The organism is Bacillus stercoris (assembly GCF_029772985.1).
Taxonomy (GTDB): domain Bacteria; phylum Bacillota; class Bacilli; order Bacillales; family Bacillaceae; genus Bacillus; species Bacillus stercoris.
On sequence record NZ_CP121861.1, the window covers coordinates 3,264,864 to 3,283,664 of the forward strand.

Here is an 18,801-nt window from a genome sequence, read left to right on the forward strand (position 1 = left end):
AACATCCGTCAATTTCTTTTGATAATTCTAATTTTTTATCAAAAAACTGAATTTTTGTGATAGGATAATTGTATTATTTTATACATTAACGTGGAAAACAGGGAGAGATCATGATGGAACGTACAACGAATTTTAACGCAGGTCCTGCAGCGCTGCCATTGGAAGTTCTGCAAAAAGCACAGAAAGAATTTATTGATTTTAACGAATCCGGCATGTCTGTTATGGAGCTTTCCCACCGCAGCAAAGAGTATGAAGCGGTGCACCAAAAAGCGAAAAACCTCTTAATCGAACTGATGGGCATTCCGGAAGATTACGATATTTTGTTTCTTCAAGGCGGGGCAAGCCTTCAATTTTCAATGCTTCCGATGAACTTTTTAACACCTGAAAAAACCGCGCATTTTGTCATGACAGGCGCTTGGTCTGAAAAAGCACTGGCAGAAACGAAACTGTTCGGGAACACGTCTATCACCGCTACAAGTGAAACAGACAATTACAGCTATATTCCGGAGGTTGACCTTACGGATGTAAAAGACGGCGCATATTTACACATCACATCCAACAATACGATTTTCGGCACTCAGTGGCAGGAGTTCCCGAATTCTCCAATTCCGCTCGTCGCCGACATGTCCAGCGACATTTTGAGCAGAAAAATCGATGTGTCCAAATTTGACGTGATCTACGGAGGCGCCCAAAAGAACCTCGGCCCTTCCGGCGTGACTGTAGTTATCATGAAAAAAAGCTGGCTGCAAAATGAAAATGCGAACGTCCCAAAAATCTTGAAATATTCCACGCATGTCAAAGCGGATTCACTCTACAACACTCCGCCGACATTTGCGATTTATATGCTGAGCCTTGTTCTGGAGTGGCTGAAGGAAAACGGCGGTGTGGAAGCCGCTGAACAGCGCAATGAACAAAAAGCGCAGGTTCTCTACAGCTGTATTGATGTAAGCAACGGATTCTATAAAGGACATGCCAGAAAGGACAGCCGCTCACGCATGAACGTGACCTTCACGCTTCGGGATGATGAATTAACGAAAACATTCGTTCAGAAAGCAAAAGATGCAAAGATGGTCGGCCTTGGCGGACACCGTTCAGTGGGAGGCTGCCGCGCTTCTATTTATAACGCGGTGTCTCTTGAAGACTGTGAAAAACTAGCGGCGTTCATGAAGAAATTCCAGCAGGAAAATGAGTAAAAAGTCTGGCTATGCAAACCGTTCGTTTGGTATACTGTTTGCATAACACATTCTTATAAAGCCTTCGCAATAAATGATGAGCATATTATTGGAGGGCAAAAGCTTAGCAGAGGAGAGCATAGATATGAAAACAAAAGAGTTAGTCATTATGGCTCTGTTTGCCGCAATCGGCGCAGCGCTTCATTCCATTATTCCGCCCTTTTTAGGCGGCATGAAACCAGATATGATGCTGATCATGATGTTCATGGGCATTCTGCTGTTCCCGCGGGTGCAAAACGTACTCGTCATCGGGATCGTGACCGGAATCATTTCCGCGCTTACAACCGCATTTCCAGCCGGACAGATCCCTAACATCATCGACAAACCCGTATCAGCGTTTCTGTTCTTCTCCCTGTTTCTCTTGTTCAGAAAGAGCCGGAAAACAGGCGCAGCCGCTGTGCTGACAGTAATCGGGACCATCTTATCGGGAATTGTGTTTCTATCTTCAGCTTTATTGATCGTCGGTTTGCCTGGCGGTTTCGCCGCATTGTTCGCAGCTGTTGTTCTGCCGGCTGCTGTGCTGAATACAATCTCAATGATCATTATTTATCCGATTGTGCAAACCATTTTAAGACGTTCGAGCTTTATGGAAGCTGCTAAATAATTGTCACACAAAACCTCTTCCGCTTCCGGGAGAGGTTTTTTTAAAACAGAGCGCCCGCAGCATGTCAGCATGTTTTAAGCGAGGAGTTTTGTGAAAAAGATAAGACATAGTGTAAAGGCGGTTCCGGTTGAACAAACAAGCGCTTTTTGCCGGATTACCTTCTTGGGCGGATAAGAAGCAGCCTGGCTGAGAAGTCTGATATAGTAAACAGCGCCTGTAGCGAAGGCAAGGGTGATGCAGGATAACACAATCAAAAAGACAGACAACCTTCTCCCTCCTTTTCACTTAAAAAATATGCTAAAATAAAGCAAGCTATGTATAGAAGTTCAGGCTTTCAACAAAAATGAAAAATGCTGAATGAATCCTATTTTGAAGAAAAAGACGGGGTGATTGTAATGGCGAGCGGACGTTCTCTATTAACAGGACTATTCGTAGGCGGCATCATCGGAGGAGCAGCGGTTCTTCTTACTGCACCTTCCTCAGGAAAGCAGCTGCGTGAAAAAATGAAAACCAATTATGATTCTTTAGAAGAAACGATCAAACGTTTAAAATCAGACGGGCTTGCGTTAAAAGACCAGCTGATCAAGGCGGCAAAAGAAAGCACAGATGTGATTAAAGACGTAGGCGGCGAGCTCCAAACGTCAATTAAAAAATGGCAGGAAGAGATCAAACCGCACCAGCAGGATCTGCAAAAAGAAATTGCTGATATTGAAGAGAAAATCAGACAGCTGGAGAAAACCTTACAAAACTAATATCCTATTCAAAAGAAAAAAATGCGGGCCGAAATTGGACCCGTATTTTTTTTAGGCCGATAAACCCTTCCGCCGCAATGGTTTGTGAATTTATTAAAAAATTCTTACATTTTCATCTTTATTAATCTTTATTTTATTGGCATAATAGAGAAAAAGAAAAAGAGAAGCAGGTGACGTAATGAATCGAGTGGAACCGCCCTATGATGTGAAAGAAGCTCTGGTCTTCACCCAGAAAATGGCTCAGCTTAGCAAGGCTCTTTGGAAATCAATCGAGAAGGATTGGCAGCAATGGCTCAAACCGTATGACCTGAATATTAATGAGCATCATATTTTATGGATTGCGTATCAGCTGAATGGAGCATCCATTTCTGAGATCGCGAAATTCGGGGTCATGCATGTATCAACGGCATTCAACTTTTCAAAAAAGCTGGAAGAACGGGGATATTTAAGGTTCTCCAAACGGCTGAATGATAAACGGAACACATACGTCCAATTAACCGAGGAAGGCACTGAAGTTTTCTGGAGCTTGCTTGAGGAATTTGATCCGACACGCAACGCTGTTTTTAAAGGGTCACAGCCTCTGTACCATTTATTCGGAAAATTCCCTGAAGTGGCAGAAATGATGTGTATGATACGCCATATCTACGGCGATGATTTTATGGAAATTTTCGAAACGTCACTGACCAATATTGATAATGACTTTGAAAGCGTAAACGGAAAACTGAAGAAAAAAGCTAAGGACAGTACGGCGGATAAACCGGCAGAAGAGCTCGAACCTGTAAACAGTTAATCAAAATGCTTCATGATGTCGATAAAAACTTCCATCAGCTCTTGGTAAAGCCCCTGCTCGTACAGGGCAAAAATCGTTTCATGAACATCTAACTTTTCATTCAGCTGTCCGGCAAAAAGCGCAAGGAGCTTATCAAAGGTTACAAATCCTTGCGCTTTTTGTGTTGCCAGCTCTTCCGACAATTCATCGCATATCCCCATAACCTCTTCCCCTTCTTCCTTGCTCAGCCCTTTATCAATGAGAAGCGCATAGAAGGGGTACCTGTCCATATCTACTGTTTTCACTAATAATTGTATGTAATATTCTAATCGCTCAATGCGATGATCCATCGAATCCATCCACACCACTTCTTTCTATCTTTAATCTTATTTTAGCTGATAATTCACTGAGAAGAAAGTTCTAACCCCATATTTCGCAGTTTGTTTGCTTGTTTCAAAAAAATACCTGCCGGATGATATTTTTTCTTAAAAAAGCATTGATTTTTTCTCTTGGGAGGAGTAAATTATTTTGAGATTCTACTCAAGATGTATGGAAGGATGACTTTGATGAATTGCTGGAAGACCATAAATCTCATGAAGGATTATGGCGCCGTTCGCATAATATTAACTGCTGTATGTTTTATGATTTTGGTTTTTATCTCTACCTTTTTAGCTTTTGAGCTGCTGCGGCCTGGCACAAGCTTAAGCGATGAATATGTACCTTTATTCGGCGGTTTGCTCGTCGTTATTTTATTTGTACATAAAGTCATCCATGTCCTGCCAATCATCTGCAAAAAAAGAAAAATAGAAAAAAAGTTTTACATATTGCGCATGCGCTCATGGAAACGAATACCAAAAACAACAATGCTGATTTCACTGGTAAGCCCGTTCTTGCTGATTACACCGGTATTGTTTTACGCCGCACTGGCGTTTCCGAATCACGCTCATTATTTCTGCATGATCTCGGGCATTCACGCCGGCTACTGTCTGCCTGACTTCCTGCTGGCCCTCAAGCTGATAAAAGCGCCGAAAACCGCTTTTATTGATCAGGAAGCAGACGGCTTGGATATTCTTGTTGAAAAGTAGCCACCCCCTGGTGCTGGCAGCGATTTTTCAATTTACATTCTATCTTTTTTAATAAATATTTGGTAATGTAATATGGGACAGTTCAGAGAGAGGGGGAATCTCCCATCATTTTATTCTATTTTATCGTGGCTGCCGTGTTTATTTTATATTTCATAAACAGGCTCACCAATACATTATGCCTTGTCAGAGAGATTCCTGAAGAGCGGCAAGATAAGGTATTCCGATTTATTAATGTATCTATATTAATTTTACTGATCTCTTCGTTTGTGGAGATCTCCTTTACAGTGTAAAAACGAAAGAAAGCATAGCTGCGATTGAGCAGCTATGCTTTTTTATGTTGATTAGTACAGCCAAGAAGCGCCGATGATAATCAATAAAATAAATAACACAACCAATAAAGCGAATCCGCCTGCAAAAACTTCACCCATCTTAAAAAGCACCTCCTGTAAAAAACTTTATTTACCAATTACATGTTATGCAATTCATGTTTGAAACGATTAGGCGCTAGTGAAAATAAAGGATCGCTTATGTTGCAAGCGATCCCCGGGCTGCTTAGTAGATGTAAGCTGCACCTACGATGATAAGCAAAATGAACAGTACTACGAGCAACGCGAATCCGTTAGAGTATCCTCCGCTCATGTTACATACCTCCTTTTCTTGATCAATATATAAGTATGCCATCAGCAAAAGTTTGACTAGACGAATGCCCTTTATTTAAAATCTTTTTACAGAAAGCCACAATATGTTATGATACGCATAGGTAATTTAATTTGGAATGATTAGGAGTGTTTGAAAACCATGAAAAAAATCGCAATAGCAGCTATCACTGCTACAAGCATCCTCGCTCTCAGTGCTTGCAGCAGCGGCGACAAAGAAGTCATCGCAAAAACAGACGCAGGCGATGTAACTAAAGGCGAGCTTTACACTTACATGAAAAAAACTGCTGGAGCAAGTGCTCTCACACAGCTTGCACAGGAAAAAGTATTAGACAAAAAGTACAAGGTAACTGATAAAGAAATAGAAAATAAACTGAAGGAATACAAAACACAACTCGGGGACCAATATTCAACAATTGAAAAACAATATGGTAAAGATTTTCTTGAGGAAACTGTTAAAATGGAGTTACTTACAGAAAAAGCGGCTAAAGATAACATCAAAGTAACAGACGCCGATATCAAAGAGTACTGGGAAGGCTTAAAAGGCAAAATCCGTGCAAGCCACATCCTTGTCGCTGATAAAAAGACAGCTGAAGAAGTAGAGAAAAAGCTGAAAAAAGGCGAGAAGTTTGAAGATCTTGCGAAAGAATACTCAACAGACAGCTCTGCTTCAAAAGGCGGAGATCTTGGCTGGTTCGCAAAAGACGGTATGATAGCTGATTTCAGCAAAGTTGCATTCAAATTAAAAACAGGTGAAGTCAGTGATCCTGTCAAAACGCAATACGGCTACCATATCATTAAAAAGACCGAAGAACGCGGCAAATACGATGATATGAAAAAAGAACTGAAATCTGAAGTGCTTGAACAAAAACTAAATGACAGCAATGCCGTTCAGGAAGCTGTTCAAAAAGTCATGAAGAAGGCTGACATCGAAGTAAAAGATAAAGATCTGAAAGACACATTTAATACATCTTCAACAAGCAACAGCACTTCTTCATCTTCAAGCAGTTCTAAGTAATAAAAAAGCTGTGCAGGCTCATTGAGCCGCACAGCTTTTTTTATGCGATGGAATGGTTTTGATTTTCTTCTTCATGCTGCTGAGAACTGCGGCGTTCTCGCTCCTTTTCCATCCTCTCCATATAAATCTGCCCTTCTTTTTCAATAAAAGCCTGGTCTACTTTTTCTTCCTCTTTGGCTGCCGCCACAAGTTTATATGCGCTGAAAATGATGCCTACAATACAAAGATACACCCACCATGGAAAAAATAACACGGGCTCCTCCCCCTTTTGCATAAATTCTTTATTCTTAACCATATGCGGGAATGAGACGAGTTATGAGCGGGAAAGACGCATCAAAAAGGACTGAGCTGAATATGTCAGCATCAGTCCTTTTTAAGTTATTTATGAAATGTCGGTTTATAAAAGGAACGGTTTTCCAGCGCAAATACACGTTCAGTATACTCGCCCGGCTTCACTCGCTCAAGCGCTCTGTCCATCATATTCATTTTTGCATCCAGGTTGTCTATATAGTGAAGAATTTCCGCTTCTTTCACCATCGGCGGTTTCGGACTGCCCCATTCCGCTTTACCATGGTGACTCAAAATCAAGTGCTGAAGAATTAACACCTCTTCAGAATCGATTTGAAGCTCCTCAGCCGCTTTTGAAAGCTCTGTCACCATAATCGAAATATGGCCGAGCAAATTGCCTTCAACCGTGTATGAAGTGGAAACAGGGCCGGACAGCTCCTTCACTTTTCCAAGATCATGCAGAATAACACCGGCATAAAGCAGATCACGATCAAGAGACGGATATAAATCTGCTATTGCTTTTGCCAGGTTCAGCATAGAGACAACATGATACGCCAAACCTGAGACAAACTCGTGGTGGTTTTTCGTAGCCGCCGGATAATCCATAAATTCAGCTTCATGTTTTTTCACTAAAAACCTTGTAATTCGCTGGATATTCGGATTTTTCATTTCAAATATATATTGAGTGATGGTATCCATCATTTCATTTTTCGGAATCGGTGCAGTTTCTAAAAAATCATCAATATTGACGTTTTCATTTTCGCTTACTGGTCTGATATTTCTCAGCTTCAGCTGGGTGCGTCCGCGGTAATGGTGAACATCGCCGACAACCTTGACAATCGTCTGCGGCGCATAGGTCACTTCATCACTTTGCTTGGCATCCCACAGCTTTGCTTCAATATCGCCTGACTGGTCTTGCAGCATCAGCGTCAAAAACGGTTTTCCATTGCTTGCAATCCCTTTCGTCGAGGATTTAATCAATAGATACTGGTCCACCTGTTCGCCAACCTCATGTAGCATAATCCCTTTAGCCATTCTATTAAAGCTCCCTCCGTATCTTACATAATACCAGTATATCACATACCGATTTTCAGCTATAGAACCTCTTTTATGACACCAAATGGATAATTTGGCTGCTATGAAATGCATCTTTCACATGGTCATGGCATGTAAAATACAAAATCTGCCTTCCGCCTTCGGTTAAATCATACAGAACATGTAATACACGTTTCAGCCTTTCCTGATCAAAATGAACAAAGCTGTCGTCAAGCTGAAACGGAAGCTTTGACCCATCCTGGCGCGTAACAGCCAGAGCAAATCGGATCGCTGTATACAGCTGTTCACACGTCCCTTGTGACAGCTCTTCCGCATGATAGACAGTTCCATCGCGATGCATAACCATGATCGAATCATCCGTTTCGGAAAAATAAATGGTTTGGTAGCTTCCGTCAGTCAGGGGGCGGAAGAATTCTCCTGCTGTCTCCAGAAGGCGCGGAAGCTCAACCTTTTTATGCCGCTCCAATTTGTTTTTGATCACTTGTTTGACCATTTGTATGGAGGCCCATTTTTTAGCCGTTTCTTTCACACGTTCTTTTTGCATTTCGGTTTGAAGCTTGAGATCTGACACCAATCCCGAAGCCTCTAATTGTTCCTGTTTGACTAAGAGCAGTGCGATTTGGCTGCGGAGCTGCTCGATCTCCTCAGTCAGCCGCTCTTTTCTTTCATTCTCGATGACTTGCTTGTTTTTCAATTCAGAAAGCGTATTGGAATCCGCCAGTTCAAGCTCCTCTGGGTGCCCGCCTTGAAGCTGTGCGTTTACGTGATGAAGCTTGTTCTCCGTATCCTTCAATTGCCTGCTGATGTCGGCTGTGGCAAAAAACGCATCCCTGTCTTTTGCAGCAGCCGCGGCAAATAACTGTTCGATCTGTACGTGAAAATACTGGATTTCTTGCTCAAGCTCAAGCATCTGTTCCTTTGTATAATGAATATCTGCTTCAATTTCCTTTTTTTGCTTCTCAATTTCTTTTTCACGCTCAATGTTTTTCCGCAATGTGTGAAGGGCGTCCGAGATGGAGATGTCCTGACTATGAGGATGCAGCATGCTGATGCGTTCTTCGAATGTTCTCCGGTGCTTTTTCAGCCTGCCTGCTTCAATAGTCAGCTCATGCTTTTTCCTCACTTCTTTTTTGACATCCTTCATTAAGCTGTATGCATCAAGCAAAAACGATGGATCTTCGTTAAATCTGAGCTCATTCATAAAACGCTCGACCTGTGTTAAGGACGGGGCCATATCGGCTTCCCACTGTTCAAACTGCTGGATGACCCTTTCATACGCCGCCTCTTTTTGCTGAAGCGCTGCTCGCTGCGTGAGAAGATGCTGTTTATTGCGGTCGTCCTCCCATAACGCTTCTCTCAGCTTTTCAGCTTCTGCTGGTGAAATATCCGTCATTGGCTGTCTTGTCTCCCGGCTGTTTCGAGAAGACGTTTTTTTTCCTGATAAAAGCCAATACACAATAAGTGCAGCGCCGATACTGATGGCGGGAATCACCTGCTGCAGCAGAAAAAAGAGAACGATGAAGAACATACCAGCTGCAATGACAGTCTTTCTCTGTTTAGCCTGCTGTCTTTCAAAAAACGTTAGCTGCTCTCTCAGCAGTACTTGCTCTTGGTGCTGCCCTTGTGTTTCATCATATGCGCTAAGTGCCGCTTCTTTATCTTTTCTTTGGCTGTCTTCAAGAATGGCGGACGAAGCGGCATGAACGGCTTTTTCTGCGTCTTCCAGCTCTTGCCGGGCAAGTTCAAACGTCTCGTCAAGCTGCCGTTTTCTGTCTCTTGCCTGTACATATTGCTGCACCGCTTGCTGAAGCTGCCATTCATAATCATATGACGTGTTCATATTCAGGAGCTCATTTTCATCTGTTTTATTGAGCTGTTCGAGACCTGCCGCTGTCTGTGCAGACGACTGGCGCAGCTGTGCCTGAATGGCGGCCAGCTGTTCTCCCCATGATTGGTACACATGAAATGATGCCGAAAGCTCTTGTATCAGCGTTTCTTTCGCCAATAGTTCTTTATCTGGGGTAAGCTTTTGCCTCTGTTTGTCCAGCTCTGCCATCTTCACCCGAAGCGCCTCAAGCTGTGCGGATTTCGGGTGAAGGTGGGATTCATATTTTTCCAGCTGGTGCAGTGCGTCAGCCGGAAATTGTCCTGCATGTTCCGGAAATTCCGCAATCACCTGTTCGAGTGTCGCTTTTTCATTCAACAGCGGCTTTCGCTCAATCGCTCCCTCTATCATTCGGATATGCTCCGCCGTCTCTTTCAATTCGGTTTCCGCGGCTGCAAGGCGGGCTTCAAGCGTTCGTTTTTCCTCAAGAAGCTGATGATAGCCCGCTTCCTCTGCTTCAGCCTGTTTTAGCTTCACTGCCAGCTGCTTAAGCGTTTCCAGCTCCTGATTCAATTGAGGGTTTCGCCCGTTTGGTTTATAGAGCCTTTCGCTTTCCTTCGTCAGCCTTGAATCAAGCTTTGATACGGCTTCAGCTCCAAACAAGCTGGAGAATAGCAAAAATTCCCCTATCTTGTCCCGGTTAAAAGCATGAATTTCCTGCAACCCGAATACATCAAACGAATAAATGGCTTTGTACAACGACCTGTCTGTGCCCTGGAACAGTCGCTTTAAAACATCTCCATCCTTTACTTCGCCCTTTTCTGTATACACTCTTAACTTTTCGGCAGTCCCTTTCGTCCGTTCGATCTTCAGCACCCCATACTCAGGATGTTCAGCTTCAAGAATACCACCGTAGACACCGCCTGATTTCGGTTCATATTTTTTCGTTTTCGGAAAACCGAACAGCATGCTTTCAATAAATGACATCATCGTCGTTTTTCCTGCCTCATTTAATCCGTAGATAACTTGGACAGGAGAGGCGGAAAAATGAAAGGTTCGATTAGAAAATTTTCCATATTGGTAGATGTGTAAAGATATAATTCGCAAAGCTGTCACCGCCTCATGGTTCAAGCACCTTAAGCTGCTTTTTCAATAAAATTTGTGCCTGTTCTTTTATTTCCTTTACTTCCTCTTGGCTAAACCGGTCTGCGTGCCTTCTATACACTGGATGCCGCTCAAGCCCTTCCAGCACGTCTGACAGATCGCTGCGATCTATGTCTTCAAATAAACCGCCAAAAAAAGGATCAAGATTTGTTACGTTAGCTTCGTTTTCTGTCTCATCATCCAATGCAAGAGGCCAAACGAACAGTTCCTCCTCCACTTCTTGCTCCTGAAGCGTCTCAAGAAACTCTTCCAAGGCGCCTTTTGGCGCCTTCAGCAGCCATTCTGGCGCAGTTCCTTGTAAAACAATCCTTACACAAACAGGGCTCCCCTTTTTTCGCAGCTTCGAAAACGTGTCCTCCACCATTTGGAAGAGAACGGTCATATTCTTTGCCTCCGTCACATCTACCGCTGCTTTTTCCCACAGGACATCATGAGCTCTCTGAAATTCATAAGATATTTCTCCGTTTGTCACATCAACGAGATAATAGCCTTTTTCTCCCGTCTCCTTCATATGGCGTGCTTGCGTGTTTCCCGGGTAAATGACTGCCGGATGCTCGGCAGATAGAACCTGGCGTTTATGTATATGGCCAAGCGCCCAATAATCCATCCCGCTTTTCACGAGGTCATCATGTGTAAACGGGCAATACGGATCATGCCCTTCAGATCCAGACAGCGTGCCGTGGAGCATACCGATATGAAACGGTGCGTCAGTTGATCTCCGATAGCGGGCGGCTTGGTTTTCCGTCATGGCTCTGGCCTGATAGCTGAAGCCATAAATGCTCGCTATGCGCCTGCCTTCTTTAAAAAACGATTTTTCTTCTGGAACAGCGGACGAAAAAATATGGACATTCTCAGGCCATTCAATCGGCGTCCATTCCCCGCTAAGATGATCGTGATTCCCAAAAATGACGTACACCGAAATTCCGCACTCTCTGAGTCTTTCAAACTGCTTTTTCAAAAAGAGCTGGGCCTTCAAGCTTCGGTTGGCTTCATCAAACAGATCCCCCGCCAGCAAAATGAAATCAACGTGTTCTCTCATTGCGGCGTTTATTATATGTCTCACGCTTGCAAACGTGCTTTCTTTAATCCGCGCAAAAATCGGCTCCGGCAACTGCGATATCCCGTAAAACGGGCTGTCAAGATGAAGATCTGCCGCATGAATAAAGGTTAGATCAGTCAACATTCTGCTCCTTTCCAGGATGAAGTACCCTTATTTTAGCACCGAATTCTTGCGAATGCACGTTCTGTCAATAAAGAAACAGCCTGAGAATCCCCAGGCTGTTTTCCAATCAGTTTTTCGCTAAACGAAGCGCTTGTTTGATCGCTTTGAACGCGCTTGAATTGCTGTAAATCAATACACCGCCTTTATAAATTCTGGCGCCGATAACGGCCAGTATGACAATGGTGAGCAGTGTGATTCCGATTCCGGCTGCCGCCTGCCAGAATGGAATATCAAGCATGCCGACGCGCAAGAACATAATCATTGGCGTAAAGAACGGAATAAACGAAGTTACCGTAATAAATCCTGCGTCAGGCGCATTCAATCCGAACATCGCGATCATAAAACCCGCGACAACCAAAAGCGTCATCGGCGTGATCGTTTGCTGCACATCTTCTATTCTGCTGACAACGCTGCCGAGAAACGCGGCGAGTGTCGCGTATAAAAAGTATCCGAGCAAAAAGAAAATGACAGCATAGATGACAGTCGTTGCTGATACGTCGGTCAGATTAAGGAATCCGCCGACAGATGAAGCCGTTTCGCTCTTTTGGTTCAGCTTAAGAGACAGAGAGCCGGCTCCGATAATGATAGCAAGCTGTGTGATCCCAACAAGCCCGATACCGAGCAGCTTTGCAAACATTTGCTGGATCGGCGGCATGCTTGAGATCAGGATTTCCATGACCCGCGAAGATTTTTCAGTTGCGACCTCCATCGCAATCATGCTGGCATACATAATCACTGAAAAATAAATGACAAACAGCATAATGTAAACAAGCCCTACCGTCTGGCCAAGCTCTTCCTCAGACTTCGCTCCTTCTTTCAGCGCCTGTTGCCCCACAGTAACGGGCGCATAAAGGCTGCTGATCGTTTCCTGCGACACGCCGAGCTCCGCCGTTCCGACAGCCGTTTTGGTTTGCGTCAGCGCCTGCTGCAGCGTTTGATACGTGCTTTCATCAGAAATCGTTAATGCTTTATATGTTCCTGAAATGGTCCCTTTTTCATCTCGTTTGATGCTGAGCATGCCATCGAGTGATTCATCTTTGACTTGCTTTGTGACCTCATCCTCCGATTGCTTCGACAGCTTCAGATCAAGATCGCCGTCTGTATCGACCGCTTTCAGCTGCTTTGAAAAAATCGGATATAATTCGTTTGTTTCATCAATAACAGCGATTTTTTCTTTCGCGTCGTCACCTTGAAACAAAGAAATGATCGACTCCAGATTCGTTACAGCTAAAACAAGCAGCACCGTGATGACAGTCGAAATAATAAAGGATTTTGCCATAATCTTATTTTTGTATGTATGAGAGAGCATGATCCAAAATTTATTCATAGACGGCCCCCACCTTTTCTATAAAAATATCATGCAGTGACGGCTCTTCAAGCTCAAACTTTCTGATAAATCCTTTTCCCTGAAGCATCGCAAAAATCTCCTGAGAGATGTCTTCATTGGCGATCTGCAGCTTGACGCCGTCGGCCGTTTCCTTCCATTGAAGAATACCCTCATGAGACTGCAAAAAGCGCAGATCGTCATCGGAGTGAATGGTAACATTCTTTTTACCGAAGGAGCGCTTTATCTCCTTCAGCTTGCCTTGCACGACCGGTCTTCCTTTCTGCAATATGCAAAGGTTCTCACAGAGCTCCTCCACATGTTCCATCCGATGGCTTGAAAATAAAATAGAAACGCCGCTGTTTTTCAGCGAGATCACAGCCTCTTTTAACAGCTCAACATTGACAGGGTCCAGGCCGCTGAAAGGTTCATCAAGAATCAGCAGCTCCGGCTTATGCAAAACTGCCGAAATGAATTGGATTTTTTGCTGATTCCCCTTTGAAAGCTCTTCCACCTTCTTATTCTCGTAATCTGTAATATTGAAGCGTTCAAGCCATGTTCCGAGCTCTTTTACAGCCTCCCGCTTCTCCATCCCTTTTAATCTGGCGAGATAGACAAGCTGATCCTTTACCTTCATTTTCGGATAAAGACCCCGCTCTTCCGGCAAATAACCGATTTTGTTGCTGATATGATAATTCACAGGACGGCCCTTCCAGCTGATTGAGCCCTCCGTAATGCTTAATAATCCTAGGATCATGCGAAACGTCGTCGTTTTTCCCGCTCCGTTTGCGCCTAACAGACCGAACATTTGCTGTTCCGGAATATCTAAGTCCAATCCGTCAACAGCTTTGTAATCTCCGAATGTCTTCGTTACGTGATCAATTGTAAGCACCGAATCTCCTCCTTCCCTGACCCATTATATACTAATTTTGGATGAAACATAATAGAGGATTTTCATTTCCTGGTTAGAATATAAATGAAGAAAGACTGATAAATCATGAAAAATGGAGGAGAAACCTGATGGCTGATTATTTCCTAACCGTTTTTGATCCTTCGGGGAACACTCTGGTAAACGAGCGATTCGAGGCGGAAAATGAAGAAGCGGCTAAAACGCATGGTGAAGTTATCTTAAAAGAAAAAGAGCTTCACAGTCATACTCATCGTTTAGTCAATGCAGCCGGAAAGCTGATTTTGTTTCACAGATGATCAGCTTTCCGGCTGATCTGTTACGCTTGAAACTTCGGTTCCCGTTTCTCTAAAAAGGCACGGATTCCTTCTTGATGATCCTTGGTCATTCTCATTTTCTCTTGGGCATTGCGCTCAAGAGAAAGCACCTTTTTCAGTTCTTCAAGATGGAGGCTTTGAAAGATGGCTTTCGTTTCGATCATCGCCAAAAGAGGTGAAGCCAACAGGGTTTCGATAAAGGGTCTTGCACCTTCAGCAGGATCTCCGGTAAATGTTCCATCTAGAAGCCCCATATCGGCAGCTTCAGAGGCAGATAGTTTTTTCCCGCTCCAAATCAGCTTTTTCGCTTTTGCTTCGCCGATTCTTTTCTTCAGCAAATAATGTCCGCCGCCGTCCGGAACAAGCCCAATGCCAATAAAATTCATCGCGAGAACGGCGTTTTTTTCAGCGAGCACAATGTCCGCACAAAGTGCCAAACTCAGGCCCAGCCCCGCAGCAGCACCGTGAATGGCTGCAATTGTCACTTTCTTCATCTCGTATAACTTCAGGGTGACAGCCTCAATCGTATCCATCAGTCGTTTAAATTGATCAGGTTCATGCTCTGACGTCATCATCCTGATATCACCGCCGGCCGAAAAGCCTTTCCCGCTTCCTCTCAGGAGAACGATGAGCGCCTCGCTTGCAGCCGCCATTTCGACTGCCTCCTTCAATTCAGACAGCATCTGTTCATTCAGGGCGTGATGGGCATCAGGCCGATTCAGGATAATCTCTGCAACGGCCCCATTACATGCATATTGAACAAACTCCATATAAAGCACCTCCATGTATGCGCTTACTTTTTTCTTTCTCCTATACATTCCCCGCCATCCTCAAATAAACCTTTTTATTTTTCAAGGTCAATAGATACTGAAAAATGCATATTGTTTGAATGGAAACATAAAGTTTTATATAGTGAAAAAGAAGGGATATCTTGATGAGAAAGGAGGAAAGAAACATGGATAAATTGCTGATCAGTTTTCTGTTAAGTTTATTTATGGTGTACTTTCCCCCTTCGGACGTGGTTCTGCCTTCCCAGCTTGAAGCAAGCTCTGACAGCTATGTGCCTATGTCCTCATATCCGCAGGAAACACAATCGGCAAAAACACCGTCGCCGGGCAGCGTGCACCCTGCTGAGCTGATCAACGCGTACAGCCCGCTGTCGCACTCTATCAGGCAGCTCTCTGTCAAGCCCCTTGACGAACCGCTGATAAACAGGCTGGAAAAAGCTTTTGCCGCCCCTGTCAAATACCAGTCTAATTACCTCCGAATATAATTTGCTCAAGTTTTATTTGTAACTCACCCCATATTGCCAACACTACATTCGGAGGGATTTTCATTGAATATTAAAGAAAACGATCTGCCGGGCATCGGCAAAAAGTTTGAAATCGAAACGAGAAACCGCGAAAAAATGACGATAATCATTCATGATGACGGAAGAAGGGAAATTTACCGGTTTAATGACCGAGACCCGGATGAGCTCCTTTCAAATATTTCATTGGATGATTCTGAGGCAAGGCAAATTGCAGCTATTCTTGGAGGCATGGTCTATAAACCGCAAGCTCTGGAGTCCATCGAAATGGCCTTCAGCGACCTTATTATTGAATGGTTTAAGGTCGAAAAAGGCGCCAAATCGATCGGGCGCACACTCGGAGAGCTTGATGTCCGCCAGAACTACGATGTCACTGTGATTGCCATCATCAAACACAATCAGGAAAAGCTCCTAAATCCCGGAGCCGATTCGATTATTGAAGAAAATGACACCCTTGTCCTCTCAGGTGAGAGAAAGCATCTGAAGAAACTGATTCACGATTTTCTTTCTGGAGAGGGCGTGTGAGCGCCGATGGACCATCTTGTATTTGAAGTCGGAACTGCACTTGTGCTTGTGGCAATCGCCAGTGTGATCGCCAACAAAATTAAATTTTCAATTATTCCATTTCTGATTGTGCTGGGCATGCTGGTTGGGCCGCACGCGCCGAAAATGGGAATTATTGATCTTACATTTATTGAAAGCAGTGAAATCATTGAGTTTTTCGGGCGAATGGGCGTACTGTTCCTCCTCTTCTATCTCGGGATCGAATTCTCCGTCGGGAAATTAATCAAATCAGGAAAATCAATTGCGGTCGGCGGAACGATTTATATCTTGATTAACTTCACCCTCGGGCTGCTTTACGGGGTTATCACCGGGTTTTCCTTTCTGGAAGTCCTCGTCCTCGCAGGCGTCATCACAATCTCGTCAAGTGCGATTGTCGCAAAAGTGCTCGTTGATTTAAAAAGAACCGCCAATCCCGAAACCGAACTGATTCTCGGCATCATTATGTTTGAAGATATTTTCCTTGCCGTATATCTGTCCGTTGTTTCCGGCCTTGTGCTAGGTGATGCGACATCCGTAGGGAGTGCGCTCTTGTCCATTTTGATCGCCTTCGGTTATATGCTGCTGTTTTTTATCGCAGCCAGAAAACTCCCGCCGCTGCTGAATAAACTGTTGGACATTCGCTCAAATGAAGTGTTTATTATTGTCATTTTCGCAGCGCTCTTTTTTATCGCCGGGTTTTCAGAGACGATCCATGTAGCGGAAGCCATCGGCGCGCTGCTGCTCGGTTTGGTCTTTTCAGAAACAGAGCATTCCGATAGGATTGAGCACCTTGTCATTCCGTTCCGCGACTTCTTCGGTGCGATGTTCTTTTTCAGCTTCGGCCTCAGCATTGATCCGTTTTCGCTCGGTGAAGCGGTTTGGCTTGCGTTAGGTGCAGTGATTTTGACCATTGTGGGAAACTTTATCGCCGGAATGGTCGCAGGACGACGCGCAGGGCTTTCTCATAAGGCTTCATCCAATATCGGGCTGACGATCATCTCACGGGGAGAATTTTCGATTATCGTTGCCAATCTTGGGATAGCCGGCGGACTGTCAGCCACATTAAAGCCGTTTGCCGCATTATATGTCCTCATTCTGGCGATTTTGGGACCGCTCGTAACAAAGGAATCAAAACGGATTTACCGCTTGCTGAACAAGGTATTTAAATGGAAGCCTGATGTTCAGCCCGCAAAAAAACAGGGATAAAAAAAGCAGCACTGTGATCAGTGCTGCTTTGTCGTTTTCTCAAACATCTGCTCTAAATATTTGATTTTTTCGTCCGTGTAGTGTTCGAAGCGCTCATTATACGATTTCGGATCTTTCGGATTCGCAAAATGTGTGATTTTCCCTGTATCCCGATCAATAAATTTACTGGCAGCTCCGCAGCCGATGCCGATAATCGTCTGCACCTCTTCCATAATCATAATGTTGTAGATGCTTTCTTGCCCAGGCAAAGAGTATCCGACGTTTTCAAGGTTTCCAAGAATGTTTTTCTGGCGGTATAAATAATAGGGCACGTACCCATGCTCTTTCGTCCAGGCTACCGCTTCTTCCATCATTTGAGAAACCTCTTCCCTGCCGGCGACTTTGTACTTATGCTTGTTTCTCGTCATTTCTGACGCCCGTTTAAAAGAAAGGGTATGAACGGTCAGGGATTCCGGCATCAGCTTTTCCGTTTCTGAAAGACTGTGCCTAAACTCCTTCACGCCTTCCCCAGGTAAACCGATAATCAAGTCCATGTTGATATTATTCATGCCATGCTGGCGTGACAGATGATATTTCTCAATGGTCTCTTCAACCGTATGGTGCCTCCCGATCGCCTTTAGCGTTTCGTTTTCATAGGATTGCGGATTGATGCTGATCCGGTCAATGTCATATTTGTTTAAAACGGCGAGTTTTTCTTCTGTGATCGTGTCAGGGCGGCCGGCCTCCACCGTAATCTCGCGAATGTTTTTCACATCCGGGAAGGAGCGGACCATTTCTTCATACAGCAGATCCATTTCTTCCGCTGTAATGCTTGTCGGCGTTCCGCCGCCAAAGTAAATGGTTGTCACCTTAACATCATGCTCCTTCAGCCATTCACCGATTTTCTGCATTTCGTAATGCAGCCCCCATAAGAATGAGCCGACTCTGCCCGCCTGTCCTTGAATGGCGTACGCAGGGAATGTGCAATACGCACATTTTGTCGGGCAGAACGGAATGCCGATATAAATGCTGACTTCATCCTTTACTCGGTACAAATCCGGAACTGCCGCCAGCTGACGGTCAACAATTTCCTGCATGAGCTTGATTTTTTCATCGTGAATTAAATAGTCTTTTTTCAATTCAGCATGCGCTTGCTCCTTGGGTATTCCGCTTTGCAGCTTTTTATGAAGCAGCTTTGTGGGCCGGATTCCTGTGAGGATTCCCCACTTCTGCGTGATGCCCGTGTGCGCCTGTAGAAGATTGAGATACACATAAGACATTGTGTTTTTCACTTGCTTAAAAGCTTCTTTTTCATTCATGCCGGGAGAAAAGGATTTTGTATGCTGCTCCTTTATGCCCGTTCCCTTTACTTCTCCCGAAACCGTCACATGCTCATTCGTTTGTGAGAACGCTAAAGAAATGACAACATCTGCGGGCTCGTCTCCGCCATACACAAGCTCGCACTCTTCATAAAACAAATTTGCAATATTTTGCAGAGGCCGATGCAAGCGGTCATCATGTATGCCTTCTATTTTTATTTGCAAC

23 protein-coding genes are annotated in these 18,801 nt (G+C 44.2%); 11 read left to right on the forward strand and 12 right to left on the reverse strand.

Annotated elements, in window-relative coordinates:
- Window positions 1-113: 113 nt before the first annotated feature.
- Both serC and trpP read left to right on the forward strand, forming a co-directional pair.
- The gene (gene serC, locus QA442_RS17035; protein WP_095432703.1) at window positions 114-1,193 is read left to right on the forward strand and encodes a 3-phosphoserine/phosphohydroxythreonine transaminase; all 1,080 of its coding nucleotides are present in this window, start codon (window positions 114-116) and stop codon (window positions 1,191-1,193) included.
- A gap of 124 nt (window positions 1,194-1,317) precedes the next feature.
- A complete protein-coding gene (gene trpP / locus QA442_RS17040; protein ID WP_003233236.1) occupies window positions 1,318-1,836 on the forward strand; it encodes a tryptophan transporter TrpP in 519 nt (172 codons plus the stop codon).
- A gap of 74 nt (window positions 1,837-1,910) precedes the next feature.
- Here the strand turns inward: trpP and yhzF are convergent, their stop codons facing one another.
- The gene (gene yhzF, locus QA442_RS17045) at window positions 1,911-2,102 is read right to left on the reverse strand and encodes a membrane protein YhzF (protein ID WP_014663400.1); all 192 of its coding nucleotides are present in this window, start codon (window positions 2,100-2,102) and stop codon (window positions 1,911-1,913) included.
- A 129-nt stretch (window positions 2,103-2,231) separates the two neighbouring features.
- Here yhzF and QA442_RS17050 point away from each other — a divergent pair, with 129 nt between their 5' ends.
- Both QA442_RS17050 and QA442_RS17055 read left to right on the forward strand, forming a co-directional pair.
- Window positions 2,232-2,588 (forward strand): YtxH domain-containing protein, encoded by a 357-nt coding sequence (locus QA442_RS17050; RefSeq protein WP_040083814.1) that lies wholly within the window; start codon window positions 2,232-2,234, stop codon window positions 2,586-2,588.
- A 178-nt stretch (window positions 2,589-2,766) separates the two neighbouring features.
- Entirely contained in the window at window positions 2,767-3,378 is a 612-nt protein-coding gene (locus tag QA442_RS17055) for an HTH-type transcriptional regulator Hpr (RefSeq protein WP_095432704.1), read from the forward strand.
- On the opposite strand, the gene QA442_RS17060 is transcribed toward QA442_RS17055, so the two are convergent.
- Window positions 3,375-3,716 (reverse strand): YhaI family protein, encoded by a 342-nt coding sequence (locus QA442_RS17060; protein ID WP_014663397.1) that lies wholly within the window; start codon window positions 3,714-3,716, stop codon window positions 3,375-3,377. The two genes, QA442_RS17055 and QA442_RS17060, sit on opposite strands and share 4 nt — an antisense overlap.
- A gap of 207 nt (window positions 3,717-3,923) precedes the next feature.
- Here QA442_RS17060 and QA442_RS17065 point away from each other — a divergent pair, with 207 nt between their 5' ends.
- Together QA442_RS17065 and QA442_RS17070 are read left to right on the forward strand one after the other, a co-directional pair.
- Window positions 3,924-4,442 (forward strand): DUF3267 domain-containing protein, encoded by a 519-nt coding sequence (locus QA442_RS17065; RefSeq protein ID WP_095432705.1) that lies wholly within the window; start codon window positions 3,924-3,926, stop codon window positions 4,440-4,442.
- A 107-nt stretch (window positions 4,443-4,549) separates the two neighbouring features.
- Window positions 4,550-4,732, forward strand: a complete 183-nt coding sequence (locus QA442_RS17070) for a hypothetical protein (protein WP_024571667.1) — start codon at window positions 4,550-4,552, stop codon at window positions 4,730-4,732.
- 51 nt (window positions 4,733-4,783) lie between these two features.
- On the opposite strand, the gene yhzE2 is transcribed toward QA442_RS17070, so the two are convergent.
- Window positions 4,784-4,870, reverse strand: coding sequence for a sporulation protein YhzE2 (gene yhzE2 / locus QA442_RS17075; protein WP_003155248.1), 87 nt, complete (start codon window positions 4,868-4,870; stop codon window positions 4,784-4,786).
- A gap of 124 nt (window positions 4,871-4,994) precedes the next feature.
- On the reverse strand, window positions 4,995-5,081 hold the full coding sequence (gene yhzE1 / locus QA442_RS17080; protein ID WP_003327753.1) for a sporulation protein YhzE1: 87 nt from the start codon (window positions 5,079-5,081) through the stop codon (window positions 4,995-4,997).
- A 159-nt stretch (window positions 5,082-5,240) separates the two neighbouring features.
- Here yhzE1 and QA442_RS17085 point away from each other — a divergent pair, with 159 nt between their 5' ends.
- On the forward strand, window positions 5,241-6,116 hold the full coding sequence (locus QA442_RS17085; RefSeq protein ID WP_069839095.1) for a peptidylprolyl isomerase PrsA: 876 nt from the start codon (window positions 5,241-5,243) through the stop codon (window positions 6,114-6,116).
- 40 nt (window positions 6,117-6,156) lie between these two features.
- Here QA442_RS17085 and yhaL read toward each other — a convergent pair whose 3' ends face one another.
- The 6 genes from yhaL to QA442_RS17115 form a co-directional block, all read right to left on the reverse strand.
- On the reverse strand, window positions 6,157-6,369 hold the full coding sequence (gene yhaL / locus QA442_RS17090) for a sporulation protein YhaL (RefSeq protein ID WP_003233252.1): 213 nt from the start codon (window positions 6,367-6,369) through the stop codon (window positions 6,157-6,159).
- A 125-nt stretch (window positions 6,370-6,494) separates the two neighbouring features.
- Complete coding sequence (gene yhaM, locus QA442_RS17095) at window positions 6,495-7,439, reverse strand: 3'-5' exoribonuclease YhaM (RefSeq protein ID WP_014663394.1); 945 nt, start codon at window positions 7,437-7,439, stop codon at window positions 6,495-6,497.
- Between the two features lie 73 nt (window positions 7,440-7,512).
- A complete protein-coding gene (sbcE, locus tag QA442_RS17100; protein WP_095432775.1) occupies window positions 7,513-10,401 on the reverse strand; it encodes a DNA repair/recombination ATPase SbcE in 2,889 nt (962 codons plus the stop codon).
- A 4-nt stretch (window positions 10,402-10,405) separates the two neighbouring features.
- Window positions 10,406-11,632 (reverse strand): metallophosphoesterase family protein, encoded by a 1,227-nt coding sequence (locus QA442_RS17105; RefSeq protein WP_095432706.1) that lies wholly within the window; start codon window positions 11,630-11,632, stop codon window positions 10,406-10,408.
- 106 nt (window positions 11,633-11,738) lie between these two features.
- On the reverse strand, window positions 11,739-12,998 hold the full coding sequence (locus tag QA442_RS17110; RefSeq protein ID WP_095432707.1) for an ABC transporter permease: 1,260 nt from the start codon (window positions 12,996-12,998) through the stop codon (window positions 11,739-11,741).
- A complete protein-coding gene (locus QA442_RS17115; RefSeq protein WP_040083572.1) occupies window positions 12,991-13,887 on the reverse strand; it encodes an ABC transporter ATP-binding protein in 897 nt (298 codons plus the stop codon). The genes QA442_RS17110 and QA442_RS17115 overlap by 8 nt, the downstream gene beginning before the upstream one ends.
- Window positions 13,888-14,015: 128 nt before the next feature.
- Between QA442_RS17115 and QA442_RS17120 the strand changes: the two genes are divergently transcribed.
- On the forward strand, window positions 14,016-14,201 hold the full coding sequence (locus QA442_RS17120; protein WP_014663389.1) for a YhzD family protein: 186 nt from the start codon (window positions 14,016-14,018) through the stop codon (window positions 14,199-14,201).
- Window positions 14,202-14,221: 20 nt separating this feature from the next.
- Here QA442_RS17120 and QA442_RS17125 read toward each other — a convergent pair whose 3' ends face one another.
- Window positions 14,222-14,989, reverse strand: a complete 768-nt coding sequence (locus QA442_RS17125) for an enoyl-CoA hydratase (RefSeq protein WP_095432708.1) — start codon at window positions 14,987-14,989, stop codon at window positions 14,222-14,224.
- A gap of 164 nt (window positions 14,990-15,153) precedes the next feature.
- Here QA442_RS17125 and QA442_RS17130 point away from each other — a divergent pair, with 164 nt between their 5' ends.
- From QA442_RS17130 to khtU, 3 genes are all read left to right on the forward strand, one after another.
- Window positions 15,154-15,492, forward strand: coding sequence for a hypothetical protein (locus tag QA442_RS17130; protein ID WP_095432709.1), 339 nt, complete (start codon window positions 15,154-15,156; stop codon window positions 15,490-15,492).
- Between the two features lie 63 nt (window positions 15,493-15,555).
- The gene (gene khtT, locus QA442_RS17135) at window positions 15,556-16,053 is read left to right on the forward strand and encodes a K(+)/H(+) antiporter subunit KhtT (RefSeq protein WP_014663386.1); all 498 of its coding nucleotides are present in this window, start codon (window positions 15,556-15,558) and stop codon (window positions 16,051-16,053) included.
- 6 nt (window positions 16,054-16,059) lie between these two features.
- The gene (khtU, locus tag QA442_RS17140; RefSeq protein WP_095432710.1) at window positions 16,060-17,277 is read left to right on the forward strand and encodes a K(+)/H(+) antiporter subunit KhtU; all 1,218 of its coding nucleotides are present in this window, start codon (window positions 16,060-16,062) and stop codon (window positions 17,275-17,277) included.
- 17 nt (window positions 17,278-17,294) lie between these two features.
- On the opposite strand, the gene QA442_RS17145 is transcribed toward khtU, so the two are convergent.
- A complete protein-coding gene (locus QA442_RS17145) occupies window positions 17,295-18,800 on the reverse strand; it encodes a coproporphyrinogen III oxidase (RefSeq protein ID WP_095432711.1) in 1,506 nt (501 codons plus the stop codon).
- Window position 18,801 lies beyond the last annotated feature (1 nt).